The sequence below is a fragment of the Cohnella sp. AR92 genome (assembly GCF_003990975.1).
In the GTDB taxonomy this organism is placed as follows: Bacteria; Bacillota; Bacilli; order Paenibacillales; family Paenibacillaceae; genus Cohnella.
Genome location: NZ_RZJR01000001.1, coordinates 245,724 through 262,309 on the forward strand (window position 1 = coordinate 245,724; position 16,586 = coordinate 262,309).

Annotated in this window: 15 protein-coding genes; 13 read left to right on the forward strand and 2 right to left on the reverse strand. The window is 56.5% G+C overall.

Going from position 1 to position 16,586, the window contains the following annotated elements:
* Positions 1–66: 66 nt before the first annotated feature.
* Both ELR57_RS01175 and ELR57_RS01180 read right to left on the reverse strand, forming a co-directional pair.
* Positions 67–774 carry a DUF421 domain-containing protein gene (locus ELR57_RS01175; RefSeq protein ID WP_126956414.1) on the reverse strand — a complete coding sequence of 236 codons (708 nt, stop codon included), beginning with the start codon at positions 772–774 and terminating at the stop codon, positions 67–69.
* Positions 775–919: 145 nt separating this feature from the next.
* A complete protein-coding gene (locus tag ELR57_RS01180; RefSeq protein WP_126956416.1) occupies positions 920–1,573 on the reverse strand; it encodes a peroxiredoxin-like family protein in 654 nt (217 codons plus the stop codon).
* Between the two features lie 314 nt (positions 1,574–1,887).
* Between ELR57_RS01180 and ELR57_RS01185 the strand changes: the two genes are divergently transcribed.
* The 13 genes from ELR57_RS01185 to ELR57_RS01245 all read left to right on the forward strand — a co-directional run bounded on the left by ELR57_RS01185 (position 1,888) and on the right by ELR57_RS01245 (position 16,545).
* Positions 1,888–3,015, forward strand: coding sequence for an NADH-dependent flavin oxidoreductase (locus tag ELR57_RS01185; protein WP_126956418.1), 1,128 nt, complete (start codon positions 1,888–1,890; stop codon positions 3,013–3,015).
* Between the two features lie 218 nt (positions 3,016–3,233).
* Positions 3,234–4,547 carry an SPFH domain-containing protein gene (locus ELR57_RS01190; protein WP_126956420.1) on the forward strand — a complete coding sequence of 438 codons (1,314 nt, stop codon included), beginning with the start codon at positions 3,234–3,236 and terminating at the stop codon, positions 4,545–4,547.
* 14 nt (positions 4,548–4,561) lie between these two features.
* On the forward strand, positions 4,562–5,017 hold the full coding sequence (locus tag ELR57_RS01195; protein ID WP_126956422.1) for a hypothetical protein: 456 nt from the start codon (positions 4,562–4,564) through the stop codon (positions 5,015–5,017).
* Positions 5,018–5,037: 20 nt separating this feature from the next.
* Positions 5,038–5,745, forward strand: coding sequence for a hypothetical protein (locus ELR57_RS01200; protein WP_126956424.1), 708 nt, complete (start codon positions 5,038–5,040; stop codon positions 5,743–5,745).
* A gap of 196 nt (positions 5,746–5,941) precedes the next feature.
* The gene (locus ELR57_RS01205; protein ID WP_126956426.1) at positions 5,942–6,367 is read left to right on the forward strand and encodes a DMT family transporter; all 426 of its coding nucleotides are present in this window, start codon (positions 5,942–5,944) and stop codon (positions 6,365–6,367) included.
* A 40-nt stretch (positions 6,368–6,407) separates the two neighbouring features.
* The gene (locus tag ELR57_RS01210) at positions 6,408–7,121 is read left to right on the forward strand and encodes a Crp/Fnr family transcriptional regulator (RefSeq protein ID WP_126956428.1); all 714 of its coding nucleotides are present in this window, start codon (positions 6,408–6,410) and stop codon (positions 7,119–7,121) included.
* On the forward strand, positions 7,118–7,594 hold the full coding sequence (locus ELR57_RS01215) for a DMT family transporter (protein ID WP_126956430.1): 477 nt from the start codon (positions 7,118–7,120) through the stop codon (positions 7,592–7,594). The genes ELR57_RS01210 and ELR57_RS01215 overlap by 4 nt, the downstream gene beginning before the upstream one ends.
* Before the next feature lie 59 nt (positions 7,595–7,653).
* Positions 7,654–8,433 (forward strand): endonuclease/exonuclease/phosphatase family protein, encoded by a 780-nt coding sequence (locus tag ELR57_RS01220; RefSeq protein ID WP_126956432.1) that lies wholly within the window; start codon positions 7,654–7,656, stop codon positions 8,431–8,433.
* Between the two features lie 460 nt (positions 8,434–8,893).
* On the forward strand, positions 8,894–10,195 hold the full coding sequence (locus tag ELR57_RS01225) for a sugar ABC transporter substrate-binding protein (protein ID WP_126956434.1): 1,302 nt from the start codon (positions 8,894–8,896) through the stop codon (positions 10,193–10,195).
* 119 nt (positions 10,196–10,314) lie between these two features.
* Positions 10,315–11,214, forward strand: coding sequence for a carbohydrate ABC transporter permease (locus ELR57_RS01230; RefSeq protein WP_126956436.1), 900 nt, complete (start codon positions 10,315–10,317; stop codon positions 11,212–11,214).
* A gap of 54 nt (positions 11,215–11,268) precedes the next feature.
* A complete protein-coding gene (locus ELR57_RS01235) occupies positions 11,269–12,087 on the forward strand; it encodes a carbohydrate ABC transporter permease (protein ID WP_126956871.1) in 819 nt (272 codons plus the stop codon).
* A 53-nt stretch (positions 12,088–12,140) separates the two neighbouring features.
* Positions 12,141–13,130, forward strand: a complete 990-nt coding sequence (locus ELR57_RS01240) for a LacI family DNA-binding transcriptional regulator (RefSeq protein WP_126956438.1) — start codon at positions 12,141–12,143, stop codon at positions 13,128–13,130.
* 19 nt (positions 13,131–13,149) lie between these two features.
* Positions 13,150–16,545 carry a GH36-type glycosyl hydrolase domain-containing protein gene (locus ELR57_RS01245; protein ID WP_126956440.1) on the forward strand — a complete coding sequence of 1,132 codons (3,396 nt, stop codon included), beginning with the start codon at positions 13,150–13,152 and terminating at the stop codon, positions 16,543–16,545.
* The last annotated feature ends 41 nt before the right edge of the window (positions 16,546–16,586 follow it).

Genomic DNA, 16,586 nt, shown 5'->3' on the forward strand with positions numbered 1-16,586 from the left:
TGCTCGGCAACCGGCTCGATCGGAGCCGTCCGGTTCCGGATCATCCGCGATGGAGCCGGGTCTCCTTCAAGAATCAATCGGATCGTTGATGTGGTCTTGGTAATAATCAAAGTATAAGTTATCCTGAGTCCCTCTAACCGCATAGAAGACGTCGATAACCGTCTTGCCGCGCTGCGCCAACTCTCCTTCTAGCCATTCGGCGGTCAATCCGTTGCCGACAAGATTGTCTTCGAGGATTCGGCCGTTCAGAATCAGCTCGACGGGAAACGACTTCACCGCTTCCGAATGGATCCTCAGATCCCGGCGCGTGACCCACTCGTACTCGCTTTTCCTCTTGACCGACAGCTTCCCATGATCCTCGAGACAGGCATATTCCACTTCTTCCATGTTGAAAATATCCTTCTCCCGCAAGGCTTGCGCCAGGGAATCCATCGTGTAGCGGATTTGCCTCATGTTGTCCTCGAGAATCTTGCCGTTCTCGATCACGACGGTCGGGGTGCCGGAGACCCACCTGTTCCCGGTTCGACTCTCGATCGCGAGCCAGGAGACGAAGTAGGAGATAAGAAAGAAAACCAGCAGGGAAACGATCGGAAACCAGGGACTAATGGTGACGTTAAACGCCAGGTTCGCGGAGATGGCGCCAAGCGTGATGCCGCTGACGAAGTCGTGAAACGTCATGTTCGAGATCGTCTGCTTGCCGAGCATTCTCGATGTAATCAACATGAGGACGAAAGCGGCAATCGTTCGGATGGGGATCTCCAGATAGGGATGCACGCGGTGGGTCTCCTTATCAAGGCTATGTTGTTATCACTATTGACGGTTCGGGAAAGAACTATAACCGGGCATGGAGTCCATTCGAACGAATGCGGCCAATTCGATTCCGCAAGGATTTGTTCTTTGCCTCATCGTCCTGAAGCGATCACCTTCCCGCAATCTTAGTCAACTCGTCTAGAAGGACGCGCGGCTCCAAGCGTTCCATGAAGTCCGGATTGACGCTAGCCAAGCGGATGACTCCGGAGGGATCGATGACGAAGGTTGCGGGAACCGGCAAGATCCAACGGCTTCCTTCGTTATAGTCGGCCAAATCCAGCTTCATTCTCGTCGTCATGAGCTCTCTTAGGTACGGCGGCACTTCGAATAACAAACGATAGGACTCGGCTGCCTTGCCCTCCGAATCGCTGAGCACGTCGAAGCGAAGCTCTTCTCTCTCTTGTTGGGAAAGCGCGCGGTCGGGAGTCTGCGGACTGACGGCGATCAGCCTGCCGCCCAGCGCCTCGATCTCCGCAAGGATGTTCTGATAGGCGCGCAGCTGCAAATTGCAGAAGGGGCACCATTCTCCGCGGTAGAAGGTCAGGACGACAGGTCCATGGGCAAGCTGCTCGAAGAGGTTGACCGGACTGCCCTCCGCGTTGTTCAGGGTAAAATCGACGGCGCGCTGCCCCTCCTTCAACCCATAGATCGCGCCTGCACCCCGCTGCTCGCGGATTAAACGGAAGATCCCTTCCTGTGCGTCCTCCGGGACTCTGGATTTGAAACGTTCTTTGGCCTCATGCAAAGCCTGCTCTAAGCGCATGACGGACTCCCCCTTTAGAAAAAGATACCGATTGGTATTTTATTATAGCAGACGATAAGCGGGGCCGTAAGGGGTTTATGCAAAAAATATCCAGAAGCTGATTGTTTAGGGGCATGGCCGGATACCGCGGGCCCTAATGCGGAAAGGTTAATGGAAGAGGCAAAGACAGGAGCGAAGACAGGAGCAAAGAAAAGGGCCAAGAAAGTTTTTGCGCGGACTGTCCAGTCTGTTGACATCGAAGCCTTATTCTGTGACAATAAAAACAACAGTAATTATAATTGTTACAGTTAAAGCGAAAAGGAGAGATTCCATTCATGAGAACGGAATACCAGCCGTTGTTCGAACCCTTCCGCTTCCGCAGCGGCGTCGAAGTGAAGAATCGTCTCGTCATGGCTCCCATGACGAATTACTCTGCCCATGCCGACGGCACGGTATCGGACGAGGAAGTAGACTTTTACGCTCGCCGGGCGGAGGGCGGCGTGGGTATGATCGTGACGGCTTGCACGTACGGCACGCCTAATGGCAAGGGGTTCCCCGGCGAGTTCGCCGCAGACCGGGACGAGATGATTCCAAGCTTAAGCCGGTTGGCGAGCTCGATCAAGGAGCGCGGATCGAAGGTCATCCTTCAGATCTTCCACGGCGGACGGGAGTGCAAGCCGGGACTCGTTCCGCAAGGGGATGTGGTTAGCGCGAGCTCCATTCCTTCCGACCAGAATCCGGATGTCGTTCCCCGCGAATTGGCCGATGCGGAGATCGAATCGATCATCCGGGACTTCGGTGAGATGACCCGCCGGGCGATCGAAGCCGGGTATGACGGCGTCGAGATCCACGGCGCGAACGGGTATCTGCTTCAGCAATTCTTCTCCCCGCATTCGAACCGGCGCGAGGACCGTTGGGGCGGCAGCTTGGAGAAGCGGCTCCGCTTCCCGCTCGCCGTCGTCGACGAGGTGAAGCGGGTCGCCCGCGAACGGGCGGATCGCCCCTTCCTCGTCGGATATCGGTTCTCGCCGGAGGAGGCGTCGAATCCCGGCATCACGATGGAAGAGACGTTCCGTCTGGTCGATGCCCTGGCGCAGAAGGAGCTGGATTACCTGCACGTCTCGCTTTTCGATTTCCGGTCCCGTCCGAGACGGGGGGCGGACGAGAGCCTTACCCGGCTGGAATGGATCCAGAAGCGCGTGGGCCATCTCGTTCCCGTGATCGGCGTCGGTTCGGTCCGGACGCCCGAAGACGCCGTCGAGTCGCTCGCCACGGGGACTCCGCTCGTCGCGATCGGGCGCGAGATGATCATCGACCCGGACTGGGCGAAGAAGGTGGCAGCGGGCAGGCAGGAGGAGCTCGAGACGAAGCTCGACCCGCGGGGACGCGAGCGACTGAAGGTACCCGGACCGCTCTGGGATAAGATCGTTCACGTGCCGGGCTGGTTCCCGATCGGGGACTGAGCGGCGAACGAATAAGCATAGCTGCCGCGAACGGTCGCGGGTAATTGAACAAGAGGCATTTGCTGGAGCGAATCTCCAGGGAATGCCTCTTTTTATTTGCTTCCCTTCACAGGAGAGGAAAAATCTATTAAATGTAGAATTAAGACTACTAGAAGTCGAAAGCTGGAATGAAATAGGCACGGAGTACTACTTCCCCAGGGATTCAGGAGGGTGCAGGCATGGCCATCATAGAGGTCGTCAAATTCGATGGACCGGAAGGCGTATACGCATGGAAATACCCCAATCAGGAGCTGGGCACCTGGACGCAGCTGATCGTCAATGAATCGCAGGAGGCCATTCTCTTCAAGAGCGGCAAGGCTCTCGACCTGTTCGGTCCGGGCCGCCATACGCTAAGCACGGCGAACATCCCGCTGCTGCAGAATATCGTCAATCTGCCCTTCGGGGGGCGCTCTCCCTTCACCGCGGAAGTCTGGTTCGTCAATAAGGCCTATTCTCTCGACGTGAAGTGGGGAACGGCAGTCCCGATCCAGCTGCAGGACCCGAAGTATCAGCTGTTCGTCAACATTCGCTCGTTCGGGCAGTTCGGGATCGTCATCGAAGACACTCGCCAGTTCCTGACCCGGCTCGTGGGTACGGTGGCGGTGTTCGACAAGGACGCAATGGTTCGATACTTCCGCGGGCTGCTCATGATGAACATCAAGGAGATGATCTCTTCGTATCTCGTGCTGAAGAAGATCAGCCTGCTGGAAGTCTCCGCTTACCTGTCGGAGATCTCGAAGCACATCGAGGAACGGGTCATGCCGATCTTCCAAGAATTCGGCATTCGGATGACGAACTTCTTCATCGATTCGATCAATATCCCGGACGATGACCCGGCGACGCTCAAGCTGAAGGACGCCCTCGCGAAAAAAGCGGAGATGGACATCATCGGCTACACGTACCAGCAGCAGCGGACCTTCGATACGCTGGAAGGAGCGGCCAAGAACGAAGGCAGCGCCAGCGCCAATGTGATGGGCGCAGGACTCGGCCTCGGAATGGGCGTCGGTCTCGGCGGCTCGTTCGGCCAACAGATGTCGGGCCTGACCAACCAATTAACCGTCGGGTCCGCGCCTAACAAGGTTTGTCCGAATTGCCAGACCTTGAACGGGCAGGAAGCCCAGTTCTGCTTCGCCTGCGGCCGCGGCCTTCAGGCTTCCGCGTCCCCGGCGAAGGCGGCGCCGGCAATGGCGGCGTGCAACAAGTGCGGGCTGGAATTCCCCGAAACGGCGAAGTTCTGCCCGCACTGCGGGGACCCGCATCATCCCTGCCCGACTTGCGGCGCGGACAACGAGCCGGATGCCGACGCTTGCGTCAAGTGCGGCCGCGCTCTGCGCGAGTCGACCTGCGGCAATTGCGGATCCGCCGTCGACCCGGCGAGCAAGTTCTGCCCGGAATGCGGAACGAATCTCCGCCCGATGTGCCCGAACTGCAAGCATGAAGTGAAGCCGGGACAGAAGTTCTGTCTCGAATGCGGCACTAAATTGAACGAATAAAGGGGCAGGAGACGATGTCAAACGCTTTGCATAACCCGCAAGGGAGGAACTCCGGGAGCTCCGGTCGCTTAGCCGTGATCATCCTGACGTTCTTGTACGTTGTGGCGCTGCTCGTTACCGTCGCTTTCCTGGTGCTGGTTGACGTTCCGGGCAGCCGAGCCGGCCACATCTGGATCACGACGCTGGCTCTGACGATCGGCGAGACGTTCCTGTACGGCACCGCCGTGCATTACCAATTGTCTCTGCCGGGCTCGAGAAGGTTGATTCCCTCCTATATGGGAATGGGAACCGCAGCTTTGCTCTATCTCCTTGTCGCGCTCGCGCTGGCCGTCGTATTCTCTTGGGTCTTGGATATCCCGACCTTCCTTTACGGCCTTCTGCAGTTCATCGCTCTCGGAATCGCGGCCTTCCTGATGGGCCTCTTGGTTCTCTATAGGATGAACGCGGCCCGGCAAGAAGAAGGCACCTGAAGAAAGGACGAACAGACACGATGGAAATCAACAAACCCAAAATCAGCGACGGCGTCATCATCTGGGCCGCGATCTTATTTTTCCCGCTTGCTATCCTGCTTCTGATTATTCGCTTTATGGCGCACGCGAACGTCAACCACATGCGGTCCAAGGACTACGGGGTCATCTCCTCCTCGCTCGTCTGGTTCTGGCTCGCCTATTCCGTTCTCTTCTATATCGTCTTTAAGATGGATGATACGGACACGGCGCTGACGAACGGGGAGATCTGGACGGTTCTCATTCTCTTCGCCGTCGTCATGCTCATCCCGATCTTCATCTTCGCGGGACTTTCGAGCGGCAGGCGGAAGAAGATGGACGAACGCTACCGGCTTTATCGACATTTGATGGAAGAGCAGGGCATCCAGGATTACAATCAAATCTCCGCCATGACGGGAATCAGCTACCGGAACGTCGAACAGGATATGCGTTACCTGCTTGCCCTTCAAGCGCTGACCGGGGACGGCTTCCAAGCGGCTATCGACGCTCTGGAAGAGGAAGAGACGGGCCGACAAGAAGAGGTCTATGAAGAAGGCGAAGCGGAGGAGTACGAAGAAGATCAGGACGAAGAGGACGATGGTCCTCCCGTCAAGCGAACGGTCGTCTGCCGAGGATGCGGCTCGAGCACCGCGCTCTATCGCGGCGAGACGGCCGAATGCGAGTTCTGCGGCAATCTATTGACGACGGAGTAAGCCGGCGGCGCCCGCTTGCCGCACGATCCTATATTCTTGGTTCAACGAGCATGGCCGCAGTCTCCGGACTGCGGCTTCTTTATTCTCCTGCGGCGATTCTCTTCAGGCGGGCGAAAGTCGAGGACATATGTCCTTTCCGGTGGTGCCTTCTCGTTGTTAAATAAGGATATGAAGAGGGGCAAGGAGGAGAATAACGATGAGGGGCGTATTATTGGCTTGTCTGGGCGGGATCTTCCTCACGCTGCAAGGAACGGCCAACGCGGCGATCGGCGGAAGCATCGGGACTTGGCAGGCGGCAACGCTAACCCAGGGCGTCGGCTTCGTTGCCGCTCTCGTGCTGGCGTTGGCTGCGCGCGACCGTACTTGGCGAAACCTGAAGCGGGTAAAACCGGTTTACCTGCTGGGTGGGGGCTTCGCCGCTTTCATTATTTTCAGCAACATTACGGCCATTCACCATAACGGCGCGGCTCTGACCGTGGCCGCCGTGCTGATCTCCCAAATCGCCGTTACCTTGCTCATAGAGAGGGCAGGCGGGTTCGGCAAGAAACGAGTTCGTTACGCGCCTTCGCAATGGGTCGGGTTCGGCTGCATGATGCTCGGTATCGTGTTCTTGACGCTCTGATCCGACTAAGGACAGGGGTTATCCCAATGGAGGAATCGTTGTGAGACAACTTGAGGATAAGGAACGTCTGGAGGGCTATCTCCGCCAATTCGAGCTGGAGAAGGTATTTCCGCCGGAGCTGCGCAAGCACTTGACGCTTTACCGTTTCGAACCGGATGAAGCTCTTTGCCGCCAGGGGGAAGAACCCCAGCAGGTGTTCCTGATCGTGCACGGGAAGGTGCGGATCTATACGACTTCGGCCGAGGGCAGGACGCTTCTGGTGAACTTTACGACTCCGCTCGGGCTCATCGGAGAGATCGAATACCTGCAGGAGGGGGAGAATTTGAACACCGTCACCGCGGTAACCCCGGTCGAGGCGATCGGCATCCATAAGCAGAGGCTCCGTCCGTTTAACGGAGAGGTTCCGCTGCTGCAGTTCCTGCTCGATCAGGTCAGCCGAAAATTCTATACCAAGTCGATTGCGCTCAGCTCCCATCTGCTGCATCCGGTCGAGGTCCGGTTCGCCAGCTACCTTCTGTCCGTCTCCTCGGACGAAGAAGCGGGGGCGGCAGACCGAATCAGCCTGACGGACATGAAGGACATCGCGGGCCTGATCGGCACGAGCTATCGTCATCTGAATCGGGTCATTCAAGGCTTCGCGGCCTCCGGGCTCGTCGAGCGCAGGCACGGAACGCTCATCGTGAAGGATAGGACCGGCTTAACGGCAATGGCCGGCGGCAACATTTACGAAAGGGAAGGGAGAGAAGGCTCATGATGGCGGGAATGGCCATGGCGCTGGCAGCAGGCGCTCTGATCAGCGTGCAAACGATGTTCAACAATCGAGTGAACGAGGCGGCCAGCCCCGGGAGCACGTCGGCGTTGGTGTTAGGAATGGGATTTCTCGCTTCCCTCGCTATGGGATTGCTGATGGAGGGAACTGCTTTTCTGTCGTGGGGCTCGATGGAGACTTGGTTCTGGTTCAGCGGGTTGCTCGGCATCGGAGTGGTCATCTGCAACGTGCGAAGCGTCAAGCTGCTTGGCCCGGGTTATGCCGTTTCGCTTATCATGGCTTCCCAGCTGCTCAGCGCTCTATGGATGGATTCGCTGGGCTGGTTCGGGCTCGAGAAGGTTCCGTTCACTTTGTTGAAGGCGGCCGGAGCGATTCTGCTGATCGGCGGATTGGCGCTATTCAAAGCGAGAAAGCCCGGAGCCGCAACAGAAGCCGAACCCGCTGCCGATGTGCTATAATGCGGTCATCCAAGGGGTGTCGACGACTCCCCTAGAATCAGCGGGATGAGGGATGCAGCATGAGATGGACGGTCATGACATTCAATCTTAGAGTGAACGTGGATTCGGACGGCCGCAACGCATGGCCTTATCGTCCGGCTGCCGTTGCGGCCGCGATCCGGCAGCACGACCCGGATATGGTCTGCATTCAGGAAGGGCTTTATTCCATGCTTCGGGATCTGGAGCCGCTGCTGGAAGAGTACGGCTGGATCGGAGAAGGCAGAAGAGGCGGGCGGGACGACGAGCACTGCGCGATCTTCTGCAAGAAGGGCAAGTGGAAGGTCGTCGAGCAGGGAAGCTTCGGCCTGTCGGAGACGCCGGAACGGCTGGGCGTTCTCGGCTGGAAGGCGGATTATCCCCGCATGTGCACGTGGGCGAGGCTTCGGTCGTTGAAGGAGGAGGCATTCGAGCTTGCGGTGTTCAACACCCATCTGGATCACATCAGCGAGGAAGCCCAGGCGAACGGCATGGAGCTGGTCAAGAGCCGAATCGGCGCCATGAGGGAGAAGACGGGATTGCCGGTCGTGCTGACGGGCGATTTCAACGTGACTCCGAAGCACTCGGTCGTTCGCGGCCTTGGGACCGATGGTTACCGCAACTGCTATTCCGCTCTAGGCGCTGGAACCGCAGAGATCGGCCGGACGTTCCATGATTTCGCGGGCGGCACGGAGGGGGAGCCCATTGACTATATTTTCGTCACCTCCGATGTTCATGTCGAACGGATCGCGATCGACCGGAACAAGTACGAAGGACGTTATCCATCCGATCATTACCCGGTAGTCGCCGTGTTGAGACGGTGAGTTAAGCCGCATAGAAGACGGTTTCGAGATGGTTCTCGGGCCGTCTTTCTTTATGCGCAGGGGGCCATCAAGCGAGCGCGAAGGGTTTCGTTAGCCGTTTAATCCACTCAAAGCGCCGTTTCCGAGGCAGAAAATAAACCAGAAGAGTTTAGCAAAAACACCCTTGAAATCGCCTCCGCATGGGTTTATAATGGGCTCATTGAAACGTTTCGATATAAGCGCTTCCAAAATCGAATAGGTTAGGATCAGCTTATCTCTGCTTCAGAACGTTATTGAGTTATTTTGGATTCATAAGCTTGATTTTATGCGGAAAATCATGGATTTTCCCATAAAAAAGGTTAGTTTTACGTAGTAAGAAGGTACCCTTTTTTTTCGAAAAAAATCGAAACGTTTCGATGAAAGGGTTGTCATTTTGGATTTACAAGGTTTCGCTCACACTAAAGACGGGGTGAAGGTACAAATGAAGAAAAAAGGAATCATCACGGTGGCTGCACTGCTCTCGATCTCGCTGTTGGCAGGCTGCGGCTCGAACGACTCGAACAACTCCAACGCGGGCGCTTCCGGCGATTCCGGCGCCTCCGGCACGGCCAGCGCCTCGAGCGGCACGAGCGGCGGCGGCTCGACTACCCTGAAGGTATGGTTCATGGGAACTTCCGATTCGGTCGAACCGATCGCGAAGATGTACGAGGAGAAGAACCCGGGCGTGAAGGTTGACGTTCAAGCGATTCCGTGGGATGCCGCTCACGATAAATTGCTGACGGCGGTCGCTTCCAAGGAAGGTCCGGACGTCATTCAGATGGGTACGACCTGGATTCCGGAATTCGCCGAAGCGGGCGCATTGCTGGACCTGGCGCCTTACATCGAGAAGGATCCGGCTCTCAAGGCGGACAATTTCTTCGATGGCGCGATTCAAACGACGCAATTCAACGGAGTTACGGTCGGCATTCCTTGGTACGTAGAGACCCGCGCCCTGTTCTATCGCTCCGATCTGCTGGCTGACGTCGGCTATCCGGAAGGACCGAAGACTTGGGATGAGCTTAAGGATGCGGCTGAGAAGCTAGTCGCCAAGGGCGGCAAGGGCCATTATGCCGTGAACATCGATGCCAAGGACCAGAACTATCTGTCCATGTTCGCTTGGCAAGCCGGCAGCGACATCATCGACAGCAACCGTCAGCCTCTGTTCAACAAGCCGGAATACGTGGAAGCGATGAATTACCTGAACAGCTTCTACAAAGAAAAGCTGGTTCCGGTCGGTTCCGAGCTGGACACATTCGCAGCCTTCAAGGACGGCACGCTTCCTATGTTCATCAGCGGTCCTTGGATGATTCAAGGCGTGAAGGAGAAGGATCCGGAGATCGAGGGCAAGTGGACGATCAAGACGCTTCCTGCCAACAAGAACAACAAGTCGCTTATGGGCGGTTCCGACCTGTCGATCTTCAAGTACAGCAAGCATCCGGAAGAAGCGGCGAAGTTCATCTCCTTCATGAGCGGCATGGACGCCCAACTGAAGTATTATGAGACTTCCAACTCCTTGCCGGCCCTGAAGGAAGCTTGGAACGACTCTCGCTTCACTTCCGATCCGTTGATCAGCGCGTTCGGCGAACAGCTCAAAGTGGCCGTTCCGACTCCGATGATCGCCGAATGGGAAGAAGTATCTCAAGCGTCGGTTGCTTCCTTCGAACAGATCACGATCGGCGGAGCCGACGTGCAATCAGAGATGGATAAGCTGAACGGCAAGATTGCGGGAATTCTAAGCAAGTAATTCGTCATTCTTTCCGTCGCGATTGCCGATGCCGGGACTCTACTTCAGCGAGAGTCCCGGCTATCTGTCTATAGTCGCCCGCATGGAAGGGAGTGGGTTATCTGAGAGGAGGAGGAAGGATGAAGGAGCTCGCGAGAGGCTGGAGCAAGTACAAATACCCTTATATGTTTATCGCTCCGGTCATCATCCTGCTTACGGTATTTTCGGTCGTGCCTATCATCGTGGCGTTGATCATCAGCTTCACGGATATGGACCTGATCGGACTGGCCGACTATTCGCATATCAAAGGGGTCGGATTCTCCAATTACATCGACCTGTTCAAGGATCCCGTGTTCCTGAAGTCCATCTATAACACGGCCATTTACGTCGTCATCGGGGTTCCGCTTGTCGTGATTCTGTCGATGGCGATCGCGCTGCTGCTCAACTATGGAACGGGCTGGCTGTTTAAGACCTTCCGCCTCGTTTATTACTTGCCGTCCATCACCAATATCGTGGCCGTGGCCGTGGTGTGGGGCTATCTGTACAACAGCAACTACGGGCTCTTCAACTATGTGCTCTCCTGGTTCGGCATTCCGGAGCAGCAATGGCTGCTGGATCCTTCGCTTGCCAAGGTGAGCTTAATCCTTCTCGCGCTCTGGAAGGCTCTCGGCTTGAACATGATCATTTTCCTGGCGGCGCTTCAAGGCATTCCGCGCGATTATTACGAAGCCGCCGAGCTCGACGGCGCTACCGGCTGGAAGAAGCTCCGTTACATTACGGTTCCGCTGCTCGGCTTCGCGACCTTCTTCGTCACGATTACGACACTGATCGGCTGGATTCAATTCTTCGAAGAACCGTTCGTCATGACCAAGGGCGGCCCGCTGAACGCCACGATGTCCATGGCTCTCTTCATCTACAACAACGGCTTCCAGCTTAACAACTTCGGCTATGCCGCGTCAGGCTCGTTCGTTCTGTTCATTATCATCATCATAGCGACGATCGTTCAGTTCGCGGTGCGCAAGAAGGAAGTCGAATATTAAGAGGCATCTCCGATGGAGGAATCGGAGGGCGGACCGGTCGAGGAGGGACAAAGCATGGCGTTAAAGAAAGTGGAGAAAAGCATCATGATCGCCTTGTTGGTGATTGGCGGGATTCTCATGATGGTTCCTTTTATATGGATGATCGGCTCTTCGTTTAAGCCCGAGAACGAGTTTACGATCATACCGCCGACGATCATTCCGAATCACCCTACTTTCAAGAATTACACGGATTTGTTCGTCAAGATGGACTTTCTGGTTTATTTGAAAAACACCCTGTGGATCGTAGTCTGGTCGTTCGTCGGCTTGCTCCTGAATGCAATCGCCGGATACGCGTTCGCCAAGTTCGAGTTTCCGGGGAAAAACAAGTTCTTCTTGCTCATCCTGGCGACGATGATGATCCCGAGCCAAGTCACGATGATCCCAACTTATCTGATCGTGAACAAGCTTCATCTCGTGAACACGATGGCGGGAGTCGTGCTGCCCGGCCTGGTCGGAGCGTTCGGAATCTTCCTGTTCAGGCAGTTCATGCAGACGATTCCGACGGACTTGATCGAGGCGATTCGTCTCGACGGAGCGGGCGAATTGAAGATCTTCTTCATTCTGATCCTGCCGATCGTCAAGCCGGTGCTTGCCGTACAAGGAATTCTGACCTTCATCGCCGCATGGAACAGCTTCTTGTGGCCGCTCATCGTCGCCAACGACGAGAAGCTGTACACCCTTTCGGTAGGGCTGTCCTTGCTTAAAGGCCAATATTCTTCGGAGTTCGGCCTGCAGATGGCGGGCGCGGCGTTCATGGTCGTTCCTATCATCATCATTTTCGCCTTCTTCCAGAAGCACATCATAGAAGGATATACCATCTCCGGGATGAAATAGATATAGTAGAAAAGTAGTAGCAAAGTAACGGTTTGGAAAGGATTGAGGCTTGGATGGCTACGATTAAAGACGTGGCAAAGTTGGCCGGAGTTGCTCTATCGACTGCTTCTTATGCATTGAACGGAGACAGTAAAGTCAGCCCTAAGACAAAGGAGAAAGTCCTTGAGGCAGCCAGGCAACTCAATTACAGCAAGAATGGCTTCGCCATGGATTTAAAACGCAGCCGCACGAATACCATCGCCTTGATCTTGACGGACTTGTCTGGTCCTTTCTATTCGGAATTGATCCGCAGCGTGCAGGACGTCGCGCTCTCTCATGGCTACGACCTGATCGCGTGCAGTTCGCTAGGCGGCAAGAACTCCACGGCGGTTAAATTTCTGCGCGAGAAGAGAGTGGATGGCGCTATCGTTCTCGCTCACAATATCACGGACGAGATTCTTTTTACCTCCGCGAATTCGGGCTTCCCTATCGTCGTCATGGATCGGATGACTTCCGGGGAAGGCTTGATCAGCGTCATCGTCGACGGCGAGATGGGCGGCTATACGGCTACGCGCTACCTGATCGACAAGGGTCATCGCTCGATCGCTTATATCAGCGGCCCGTCCAATTCCTTCGATAACGCGCTTCGTTATCGAGGTTATCAGCTGGCAATGAAGGAAGCCGGACTCGAAGAGAAGTCGAAGTGGAAGCTTAGCGGCAATTTTACGCGCGACGGCGGCTATAAGGCCACGAAGATGATGATGATGCAAGGGGAGCTTCCCTCGGCTGTCTTCTATGGCAACGACGAGATGGCGATCGGGGGCATCAAGGCGATGGAAGAGGGCGCGTTGACCGTGCCGGACGACGTCTCCGTCATCGGATTCGACGATATTCAATTGGCGGAGTACTTGAACCCGAAGCTGACGACAATCCGTCAACCGATGCATGAATCGGGTTCCCTAGCCGGGCATCTGCTGTTCCAGATGCTGAACGGCGAGGAAGTGAACCTTTCTTATAAATTAAGGGTCGAGTTAATCGAGAGGGAATCGGTTAGGCAGCAATAGATTAGGAAGTGAGAATACCATGACAACATTGACTATGGCACCCGAGTCGAAACTTACGCTGCGGAAGGGCGATTTGAGGTTTGCCTTCCTGAACAGCGGCGAGCTGTATGAAGCGGTTGGCGGCACGACGATGATCAACCAGCTCATGAGCAATCCGCTTGACGGCGCTCTTGGCAATCTATATATCAGGTTATTTCTGAAGGAAGGCATTCGCTCCTATCCGCTGCTGGGCATTCGTTCGGCAAGCCGATTTGGCCGCTTCGGCGATCGATTGGTCTGGAAAGGGGAGATCGCGCCCGTCGCCGAGATGAAAAAGGCGATCTCCTATGAGGTCCGATTCTCCCTGGCGGAACAGGGGATGTGGTTCTGGGAGGTTCGGATGTCGGGCAGCGAAGCGGCGGCCGACGTTATCTATACGCAGGATATCGGCCTTGCCGATCCGGGCGCGGTCCGCACGAACGAAGCTTACGTGTCCCAGTACATCGACCATTCGGTCTACGAGGACGACGAGCTCGGATTTGTCGTATGCTCTCGGCAGAATCAGCCCCAAGGCGGTCGATTCCCTTATCTCCAGCAGGGATCGCTGACGAAGGCGGAAGGCTATTCCACGGACGGCTTCCAATTCTTCGGCCTCTCTTATAAGGAGACCAATCAGCCGGAGGCTTTGCAGCGGGAGCATCTGCCGAACGAGATCTACCAATATGAATTCGCCTTTACGGCGCTTCAGTCCGGCAAGGCAAGCCGGGAGCAAGAATCCCGGTTCGTTTTCTACGGCCTGTTCCGGGATCATCATCCCGATGCGGTTGGCAGCCTCGAGAACAAGGAGGTCGTCCGGAAGGCTTGGGAAGAGCTAGAAGCAGCCTCCGAACCTTCGCCTGCAGAAGGAAACGCGGCGTGGGAAGAGCCGATCCGGATCTCGTCCAAGATCGGGCAGCCGCTCCGGACGCTGGCGATCGGCGCGGAAGAGCTGGAGCTCCGGTATCCGAACCGGCGCCAGGAGGAACGGGAGAACGGCAGCTTGCTCGCCTTCTTCACAGACAGCTACGAGCACGTCGTACTGAAGGGCAAAGAGCTTCTTGTCGAGCGGCCCCATGGCCATATTCTGATGAGCGGCGACAATGCTCGCCAGAATCCCGAGGTCGTCACGACTACCTCCTATATGTACGGTATTTTCAACTCCCATCTGGTCGTCGGCAATACGAACTTGAACAAGATGATGACCAATGCCCGAAGCGCGCTCAACATTCCGAAGACCGCGGGCCAGCGCATCTACGTAGAAGCGGATGGTCGCTATCGCCTGCTGACGATGCCCTCCTGGCTCGAGATCGGCTTCAACTACGTTCGCTGGTTCTACAAGACCGAGTCGGAGACGTGGGTCATCACCAACTTCACGACCGTCGATTCCCCCGAAGTTCGCCTGCACGTCCAATCTCAAAGCGGCGCTCCTTATCGCTATCTCGTGACCAACCAGATCTCCATGCATGTGGTCGAATATGAGGTTCCGTTCCGAATGGAACTCGATGAACGGACGGGTGCGCTCACTTTCCGGCCGGAAGGATCGCTGCTTAGCGCCGAGACCTATCCCGAGCTCGCCTACCGAATGCAGCTGGACGGGACGACCTATAAGCTGGGAGACGAGAGGCTTCTGGCCGACGGTCCCGTTCAAGGGAGCGCTTCCCTTGTCGTGATGGAGCTGGCGCCTAGCGCGGAGTGGACATTAACCCATCAGGGGCTGCTGAACGGAGGGAAGCCTCCGGTTGCGCAACGCAGTGCCGACGCGGAGATCGAGCGGTATCGGACTTTCTATGCGGGAGTCATGAACGGGTTCAAGCTCTCAAGAGAAGGCCGGGTTTCCGATCGGCTGTTCAAGATGAACGCGCTGGCATGGTGGTATACCCACAACATGCTGGTCCACTACTCCGTTCCTCATGGGCTTGAGCAGTACGGCGGCGCGGCTTGGGGCACGAGAGACGTGTGCCAAGGGCCCGTGGAGTATTTTCTCGCGACCCATCAATACCGGCAGATCCGCGACGTTCTGCTCACCGTCTTCAGCCATCAATACGCGGAAGACGGCAACTGGCCTCAATGGTTCATGTTCGATAAATACGCGAAGATCCAGCAGGAGGAGAGCCATGGCGACATCATCGTATGGCCGCTTAAGGTGCTGGCGGACTATCTGAAGGCAACCGGAGACTTCGGCATTCTCGAGGAACAGGTTCCTTACACCGCCAAGGAAGGATTCGGCTTTACGGAGTCGACGGCTTCCGTTCGGGATCACGCGTTGAAGGAATTGAACTATATCCGGACTCACTTCCTGCATGACACGCACTTATCGGCATACGGCGACGGGGACTGGGACGATACGCTTCAGCCGGCCAACGCCCAGCTGAAGAAGTATATGGTCAGCAGTTGGACCGTGGCGCTTACCTATCAGACGATCCATACGCTGTCGCAAGTGCTCGCGGAGCAGGACGCTGTCTGGTCGGCCGAGCTGGGGCAGCTTGCGGAAGGCATCAAGACCGACTTTAACCGTCATATTCTGGGGACGGACGTTATTCCGGGCTTCCTCTACTTCGAGGATCCGAAGGCAGCCAAGCTCATGCTTCATCCGACCGATGAGGAGACCGGCATCCAGTACCGCCTGCTGCCGATGACCCGAAGCATGATCGGCGAGCTGTTGACGCCGGAACAGATGCAAGCCCATTACGAGATCATTCAAGAGAAGCTCTATTGCCCGGACGGCGTGCGTCTGATGAATCGCCCGGCACAATATGTCGGCGGCGTCAGCGTCCACTTTAAGCGCGCGGAGCAGGCGTCGAACTTCGGCCGCGAGATCGGCTTGCAGTACGTGCACGCCCATATCCGCTATATCGAAGCGATGGCCAAGATCGGGAAGCGGGACCAGACTTGGCGCAACCTGGAGGTCATCAATCCGATCGGCATCCGCGAAGTCGTGCCGAACGCGGAGCTGCGCCAGAGCAACGCGTACTTCAGCAGCTCGGACGGCAAGTTCAAGACGCGTTACGAAGCGCAGGAGCGCTTCGACGAGCTGCGCGACGGCACGGTGGCCGTTAAGGGCGGTTGGAGAATCTATTCCAGCGGTCCGGGGATCTACATGAACCAGCTCATCTCGAACGTTCTCGGCATTCGGGAGGAAGAGGGCGACCTGATCGTCGATCCGGTCCTGCCTGCCGAGTTGGACGGAACCCGATTCGACTTCGAGTACGGCGGGAAGCCGATCTCCTTCGTCTACCGCATCAAGGACGGCATCGTCGGATCCGTGGCGATCGCGGGCAAGGAGCTTGAGGCGGAACGAATGAGCAACCCTTACCGTACGGGCGGCCTGAGGATCAAGCGTTCCGAGATTGAAGCCCATCGCACGGAGGGCAGCACGATCATAGAGGTATATGCGTAACCGCTAGCGCGGGCAAGAGGGCTGTCTCAGACGTCTTTATG

Excerpts from the sequence above, each read along its gene's own strand:
- ELR57_RS01205 (WP_126956426.1), top strand. The coding sequence starts at position 5,942 with ATGAGGGGCGTATTATTGGCTTGTCTGGGCGGGATCTTCCTCACGCTG.
- ELR57_RS01180 (WP_126956416.1), bottom strand. The coding sequence starts at position 1,573 with ATGCGCTTAGAGCAGGCTTTGCATGAGGCCAAAGAACGTTTCAAATCC.
- ELR57_RS01215 (WP_126956430.1), top strand. The coding sequence starts at position 7,118 with ATGATGGCGGGAATGGCCATGGCGCTGGCAGCAGGCGCTCTGATCAGC.
- ELR57_RS01230 (WP_126956436.1), top strand. The coding sequence starts at position 10,315 with ATGAAGGAGCTCGCGAGAGGCTGGAGCAAGTACAAATACCCTTATATG.
- ELR57_RS01200 (WP_126956424.1), top strand. The coding sequence starts at position 5,038 with ATGGAAATCAACAAACCCAAAATCAGCGACGGCGTCATCATCTGGGCC.
- ELR57_RS01225 (WP_126956434.1), top strand. The coding sequence starts at position 8,894 with ATGAAGAAAAAAGGAATCATCACGGTGGCTGCACTGCTCTCGATCTCG.
- ELR57_RS01185 (WP_126956418.1), top strand. The coding sequence starts at position 1,888 with ATGAGAACGGAATACCAGCCGTTGTTCGAACCCTTCCGCTTCCGCAGC.
- ELR57_RS01245 (WP_126956440.1), top strand. The coding sequence starts at position 13,150 with ATGACAACATTGACTATGGCACCCGAGTCGAAACTTACGCTGCGGAAG.
- ELR57_RS01190 (WP_126956420.1), top strand. The coding sequence starts at position 3,234 with ATGGCCATCATAGAGGTCGTCAAATTCGATGGACCGGAAGGCGTATAC.
- ELR57_RS01195 (WP_126956422.1), top strand. The coding sequence starts at position 4,562 with ATGTCAAACGCTTTGCATAACCCGCAAGGGAGGAACTCCGGGAGCTCC.
- ELR57_RS01220 (WP_126956432.1), top strand. The coding sequence starts at position 7,654 with ATGAGATGGACGGTCATGACATTCAATCTTAGAGTGAACGTGGATTCG.
- ELR57_RS01235 (WP_126956871.1), top strand. The coding sequence starts at position 11,269 with ATGGCGTTAAAGAAAGTGGAGAAAAGCATCATGATCGCCTTGTTGGTG.
- ELR57_RS01240 (WP_126956438.1), top strand. The coding sequence starts at position 12,141 with ATGGCTACGATTAAAGACGTGGCAAAGTTGGCCGGAGTTGCTCTATCG.